Source organism: Rhizobium sp. P1_E1 (genome assembly GCF_056406015.1).
Map to the genome: position 1 here is coordinate 1 of NZ_JBFUAY010000220.1, position 6,795 is coordinate 6,795.

General features: G+C 61.2%; 7 protein-coding genes. All 7 read right to left on the reverse strand.

Annotated features, from left to right (window positions below; translation table 11 throughout):
• Positions 1-893: aldehyde dehydrogenase family protein (locus tag AC1D1Z_RS31960; protein WP_477852853.1), on the reverse strand; the 893-nt coding region annotated here is incomplete at its 3' end.
• A gap of 4 nt (positions 894-897) precedes the next feature.
• Positions 898-1,938, reverse strand: a complete 1,041-nt coding sequence (locus AC1D1Z_RS31965) for an LLM class flavin-dependent oxidoreductase (protein ID WP_028732334.1) — start codon at positions 1,936-1,938, stop codon at positions 898-900.
• Positions 1,935-2,870, reverse strand: coding sequence for a flavin reductase family protein (locus AC1D1Z_RS31970; RefSeq protein ID WP_028732333.1), 936 nt, complete (start codon positions 2,868-2,870; stop codon positions 1,935-1,937). The genes AC1D1Z_RS31965 and AC1D1Z_RS31970 overlap by 4 nt, the downstream gene beginning before the upstream one ends.
• Entirely contained in the window at positions 2,867-3,712 is an 846-nt protein-coding gene (locus tag AC1D1Z_RS31975) for an alpha/beta fold hydrolase (RefSeq protein ID WP_130719331.1), read from the reverse strand. The genes AC1D1Z_RS31970 and AC1D1Z_RS31975 overlap by 4 nt, the downstream gene beginning before the upstream one ends.
• A gap of 15 nt (positions 3,713-3,727) precedes the next feature.
• Complete coding sequence (locus tag AC1D1Z_RS31980; RefSeq protein WP_003538313.1) at positions 3,728-4,330, reverse strand: amino acid synthesis family protein; 603 nt, start codon at positions 4,328-4,330, stop codon at positions 3,728-3,730.
• 425 nt (positions 4,331-4,755) lie between these two features.
• Complete coding sequence (locus AC1D1Z_RS31985; RefSeq protein ID WP_477852856.1) at positions 4,756-5,448, reverse strand: GntR family transcriptional regulator; 693 nt, start codon at positions 5,446-5,448, stop codon at positions 4,756-4,758.
• 201 nt (positions 5,449-5,649) lie between these two features.
• A partial coding sequence (locus tag AC1D1Z_RS31990; RefSeq protein WP_477852858.1) for an FAD/NAD(P)-binding protein occupies positions 5,650-6,795 on the reverse strand: 1,146 nt, incomplete at its 5' end.

The following is a 6,795-nucleotide window of genomic DNA, read 5'->3' on the forward strand; positions in this document are numbered from 1 at the left end:
AACTTGTCCTTGATGCTGCGTTCGACGATCAGCCGCGATCCGGCAACGCAGCTCTGCCCTGTCGCGGCGAAGATGCCCGCGACCTGAGCATTGGCAGCGCTCTCGAGATCCGCGTCGGCAAAGACGATGAATGGCGACTTGCCGCCAAGTTCAAGCGAGGTGGAGGCGAGGTTTTCGGCCGAGTTGCGAACGACGTGCCGGGCGGTTTCTGGACCGCCGGTAAAAGCGACGTGCGCGACCTTCGGATGGCGGCCGAGGGCGGCGCCGCAGGAGGCGCCGAAACCCGTGATGATGTTGACGACGCCGGCGGGAAAGCCTGCCTCGTGCACGAGCCGCGCAAATTCGAGAAGCGGCGCCGGCCCGTCTTCCGAGGCCTTGACCACCATCGTGCAGCCGGCCGCAAGCGCCGGGCCGATCTTCACAGCCGACAGGAAGAGCTGGCTGTTCCACGGCACGACCATCGCAACGACGCCGATCGGCTCGCGGCGAAGCCAGACATCCATGTCGGGCTTGTCGATCGGCAGGTAGGCGCCTTCGATCTTGTCGGCGATACCGGCATAATAGCGATAGTATTCGGCGACATAAGCGATCTGCGCAGATGTCTCGCGGATGATCTTGCCGGTGTCGCGTGTCTCCAGTTCGGCGAGGACCTGCGCGTTGGCGGCAACCAGGTCGGCCAGCTTGTAGAGCAGCTTGCCGCGTTGGGTGGCCGTCAGTTTCGGCCAGGCGCCTTCGTAAAGCGCCCTGTCGGCCGCGTTGACAGCCCGATCGACATCCCCTTCGCGCGCTTCGGGCATATCAGCCCAGACCGCGCCGGAGGCGGGATCGATGCTCGGATAGCTGGCCTCGCCATCTGAAAATTCGCCATCGATGTAGTGCTGGAAACGCCGCATGGTGTTACTCCTGAAATGCTGGCATGACCTCGGTGATGAAGCGTTCGAGCGACGCCTTCTTGCGCTCGAAGCTCATGCCGGTGTCGATCCAGAAGGAATATTCGTCATAGCCGAGCGCTTCATAGGCCTTGAGCCGGGCGATGACGGTCTCAGCGTCGCCAACGACATTGTTGGTGCGCATGACCTGGTCGGACAGCATCGCGTTTGCTCTGACCTGTTCGTCCGGGATCCGTTCGATCAGACCCTGGGTAACCGGCTTCTCATTCTTGAACCAGGCGAAGAAATAATTGTAGTAGACGCTGAGTTCATGGGCGGCTTGCGCGACATCGTCCTCTGACGAGCCGACATAGGTATGGCGCAGCAACATGATCTTGGGCCGCTCGATCTCGGGATTCTTGGCGCATGCATCGTTGAAGCGCTCCATCAACGACTGAACCTCGTCGTCGCCCTGCCAGAGGGGCGTCACCTGAACGTTGCAGCCGTTGGCGACGGCAAATTCGTGCGAGTTCGGATCGCGCGCTGCCACCCATATGGGCGGGTTCGGCTGCTGCAGCGGTTTCGGCGCCGACGTGGTCGACGGAAACTTGAAGAATTCCCCGTCATGCGCGTAGTCGCCGGCCCATATGCCTTTGACCGCCGGGATGAGTTCGCGCATGCGCTGGCCAGCACCCCAGGCATCGAGACCGGGCAGCAGACGTTCGTATTCGAAGGAATAGGCTCCGCGCGCGATGCCGATGTCGAGTCGTCCATCGCAGATGATGTCGGCCATGGCCGCCTCGCCGGCGAGTTTGATCGGATGCCAGAAGGGGGCAATCACTGTTCCCGTCCCAAGCCGTGCCCGCGATGTGCGGCGCGCCAGATCGGCAATGGTCACGAAAGGGTTGGGCGCAATGGTGAAATCCATGCCATGGTGCTCACCCGTCCAGATCGCGTGCATGCCGCCCCTGTCGGCGATCTCGCAGAGCGCGACGAATTCCTCATAGAGGCTCTTGTGGCTTTGGCTGGCGTCGAGCCGTTCCATATGGACGAAGAGGGAGAACTTCATGCTTTTGCGTCCTTGGCTGGAATTGGGTGTACAGTGCCGCCGGTCTCGTCGCCGAAATAGACTCCGAAATTGCCGATCGAGCTTTCCATCGCGAAACGGTTGACGATATCGGCAGTCGAACTGGTCTTGAACTTTGCCGCAACCAATGCGTCAGGCTTCAGGAACCTGCCGCCGGCAGGCTCGCCCTCTCCGGCAACGGCGTGATAGACAATGTGCTGCTTGCCGTCGCTCTTGCCCTCATAAACCGAATAGAGAAAGCCGATGCTGACCTTCAGCCCGGTTAGTGTCTCCAGGTATTTTTGCAGTGCCTCGGTCGGGCTGCCGTCATGGGCGTCGACACTTGGCAGGCAGAGCACATCCTCGCCGAGCAGCAGAACTTCCCCGCGCCGCTCGACAACGGCCGCAAGTTCCATATTGCCTTCGCTTGCCGCGGACACTGCCTTGCTTGCGAGCGTCGGCGTGAAATAACCGCCACGCGCATAACCGAGACCGTTGCGGCCGCTATTGTCGAAAGCTTCGATGCGCCCCATCAAGATGACGTGGTCGCCAGCCTCGATGACCTGCTCCATGGCACATTCGAACCAGGCCGCCACGCTTGAGAATATCGGGCAGCCTGCCGATCCCCTCGCCCACTCGACCGCCGCGAATCTATCCTCGACCGGTCGCGCAAAGGTGTTCGACACGTCTTTCTGCGTTTCCGAAAGCACGTTGATCGCAAAATGCTGCGCTCCGGTCATGATGGCGAAATTGCGCGACGTCTTGGCAAGGCAGACGAGGAGAAGCGGTGGATTGAGCGAGACCGAGGTGAAGGAGTTCGCCGTGAAGCCGATCGGATTTCCGTCCCCGTCGCAGGCGGTGACGACAGTCACCCCGGTCGGAAAAGCCCCGAATGCATCTCGCAGCGCTCTTGGGTCGACAGTCTGGATTGTCATCGTTCATCCTCCCCGAACGACAGCCACTCAGCGAGCAGCGAATTTACGATATCAGGCGCGGTCAGGTTCACCATATGACGATGGCCTTCGACGATGCGGGCATAGCCCCGCGGCGCAAGCTCGGCCATTTGCGTTGCCATCAAGGGCGTCGAGTTCGGATCATCGGACCCCGTCAGAAACAGGGCCGGACCAGCCACGTCTTTCCAGCCGTCAGCATAGGTCTCGTCTCCTCCCGCGAAGGCGGCGTAGGCAACGGCATATCCCTGGGGATCGACGAGGTTCAGCCATTTTCGTGTCAATTCACGCGCAGTGACGCTGTCCGCATCCTCGCCGAACCAGCGGGCCAGAGGGCCTTCCTTGTCGACGCCCGATACCGGAATGGCCGCGGCGCGCGAAAGCACGGCGGCCTTTGCCTCGGGGTCACGCCTGTAGACACCGTTGAGGTAAGCGACGCGGCTGATACGCTCGCCAAAGGTCGCGGCTGCCCCTCCCGAAACCAGTGCGCCCATTGAGTGCCCGGCAACATTTGCCGTGCCGATTGCCATCTCGTCGAGAAAGCGTCCGAACCAGGCGACGAACTCCTCGAGCCGACTGCCCACCGGCAGCTTTGCGCTTTCCCCATGTCCCGGCATATCGACAGCGATGACGCGATGGCCTGCAGACAGGAATGCGATCTGCGGAGCCCAGGCCTCAAGCCGCATGCCGACGCCGTGAATGAGAACCAGCGGCTCACCGCTGCCGGCCTCATGATAGGCCGTTCCGCTTGCCGTCGTCTTTCGGGGCAATGCACCGGCGGCGTTTGTTGCTGCAGCGGTGCGTGTCGTCGATTCGGCCGTCAGCATCTCATAGCTGCTCCCTCAAACGCCCGCAGGATTGGCAACGTCCTGCCCCAGGTCTTTCAGATCCTGGTAGCGGTCGCCGATGCGGTGATGCGGGCGCCCGCCTATCGAAGCGCCGAGAGCCACGACGATCTCATCGGCAGCAGGCGCATCGGGGATCGACGTCTGGATGGTCAGGTAGTGCGAACGGCGGCCTTCATCGTTCTTGTCCATCAGCGGGATCATGATCGGCGCATTGGCCGGACCGCGTGTGTTGCAGAAGGCGAGATAGGACTTGGCGCCGACGGCCTGGCGATAAAAATTGCCGAAGCGCAGCGTGTGGATGAGCGCGGACCCGTGTTCGATCTCGCCGTCCAGGCCGACGACAGCGGACTTTCCATATCCTTCGACAGCCTCGCCGGACCCGACCGCATCGATGATCATCTTGGTCAGCAACTCGCCGAGCACTGGAGCGCCTGCGTGAATCTCGGGCTTGAGGTCGTCGACAAAGCCGCGCCCTGCCCAAGGATTCTTCACGACCGCAAAGGCGGTAAACAGCTTCAGCGGAACCGCAGCGGCCTTGCCGCCTTCGATCAATGTCGTTTCGATCTGCAGTCCCGTCTTGCGAATTTGAATGGCCATCGAACACCTCATCTCTCAGTTTCGTATTATGGTATACCATAATATATGAGTGTCAAGTTGGCTCCTGCATGGACGCAGTTCAGGCCGAGGCGGAGATTTTCAATTTAGCGCGCGTGTGCTCTCAGGCTTGGAAAGCGCCTCTTCTTTTCAGCTTATTGTCAGCAGCCACAGACCCCGCAACGGCAGCGCCGAAGGCTCACGGCAAGTCCGGAGGTCACGATTGTCCCAGTTCATATGATACCGCCTTATGTATTATTTATTATGGCATACCATCACATTGAGCAAAGTTGGGTGTCAAGCTTGGAGTGCGGAGTCTGCTAAATTGCTTGGAATATGATTGCGCCTGCTGGAGTGACATCGACAGATGCTCGGTGCCGGCGCTTTGCCATGCGCCTGCGACGAAGACGACAGCGAGTCCGCCGCGCCTAGTCGGCAGGCTTCTTCGCCGACAGCACCGCTTCGGCAATCGCGCTCGCGGCGGCGACGTGATCCATCGCCGCCCGGTAAGCCCCCTCGCCGTCACCGCGGCGGATGGCGTCCACGATCTTCGACATMTGCAGCGGCCCTTCGATGCCGCGCCTCTCCGTCTTGATCGTCATCGAGCGCAGGTGGTTTATGCGGACGGTGAGGAGATTGACGACACCCCAGGCAACGTTCCTGTCAACCATCGTGAACAGCGTGTGATAGAAGGAAGAGGTGTTCGTCAGCACAGCCGACATATCGTTGTCGCGGTAACTGTTGCGTATCCCGGCCAGCGATTCCTCCAGCGCAGCGACGATCTCGGGGCTGCGGCGCTCCGCGCACAGCCGCGCCGCCATGCCTTCCAGCGCGCCACGGATCTCATAGATCTGCTTGGCTTCCTCGATGTCGAGCTGCGCGACGATCGGCCCCTTGTTCGGCAGATTGGCGACAAGCCCTTCCGATTCCAAATGCCTCAGAACCTCGCGCACGACTGTTCGGCTGACGCCGAGCTGGGCGCAGAGGTCACGCTCGACAAGGCGATCTCCGGGACGGAAATATCCGTTGACGATCGCCTCGCGGACCTTGTCGAGCGCCAATTCCCGCAAGGTCTTTGCAGGACGCTCAACTCTAATTGCGTCCTTCAGAGCACCGCTCATTCTGTACCTCAGTGTTGGACTTTGCACGCTCAACTTCCGCCRCGGCAGCCGAATGCAAGAATCGTATTATGGCGTACCAGATACTGTAGCTGTCGGCGGCCGGCAATTCAACAAGCGCCGTGCCGACCTATAGGGCCGCGCGTCTTTCAGACGTGCAAAGGACGCTGTAGCACTTAGATCTGCTGCTCTAGAAGTCGCGAGCTAGCCTCTTGAAACAATCTCCTCGACCACGGCCTTGGCCTGCACCCGGATATCCGGAACGGCCGTGATCTCCCAGAATTGCCCCGCCGTCAGGGCGCCGACCGCGAATAGTCGGGCAGGCGAGATCCGGGACGAGGCTATCACCTCGGAAGCGGCATCCACCTGGATTCCGAGGCCAAGAGGATCGGGGACGATCAACTCAAAGCGGCTCATTTCCTTCAAAAGCGGTGAATGACTGATCCCGGCCCGCTCCATTCCCGTGCAGTTGACGAGCCAGTCCGCCCTGATCTCGGCGATCTCTCGCGTCGATCTGACCCTGTAGCTGGCAGCAAGCCGCCCCTCCTCGGCTCCGAGCGATTTCAGGAAGCCCGCGTGGAAGCGAACGGTTCCGTCTAAGACCAGCTTCTCAAACCTGTCGAACACGTCAGGCGCGACCCGGTGACGATGAATGTTCCACCATGGAAGCGCATGCCTGAGGAAGCGTGCCCGCTCCTTGTTCGAAAGCCGTTGCCAGAGAGCCTGCGTTGCAGGCCTCAGGCCGTCCATCACGGCTCGCCAGTCGGTAACCGTCCTGCTCTTCCCCCGCAGGGTCTTCAATATGCCGCTGATCGTCTCCGGAAGCCTCTCGACGTCGATCGGCAGAGGCACCGGCGGCTTCCACGCGTGTCCGAGCGGTGCGAGCCCGCGCCGCGAAAGCACATCAATCTTGCCGCTGTGGCCATGGGCGCGAAGTGCGAGAACCTGATCGATCATCGTCAAGCCGGATCCGAGGATACACACCGCATCGGATGGTGCGACGCGCCTCAGCCACGAAAGCCGCCACGGGTTCTCGATGACCCGTGATCGCAGCGATGGCGGGACGCCATCCGGATCGACCGGAAGGCTCGCGTTACCGACACCGAGGCAGAGCACCACGTTCTTCCCGGCAATCTCGTCACCATTGCCGAGATGGAAGGCCAGCGTGCTGCTATAGCGTTCAACGCATCCCGCCGCCTTGGCTTTGATGAAATCGACCCGGCAACGGCCGTCCCGCTTTCGAAGCAGCCGTGCAAGCGTATCGCGAACATAAAGACCGTAATCGCTGCGCGAGGCGAAATCTCCTGCCTGCGTCAGGCGTCCATGGCTTTTCAGCCAGTCGACAAAGTC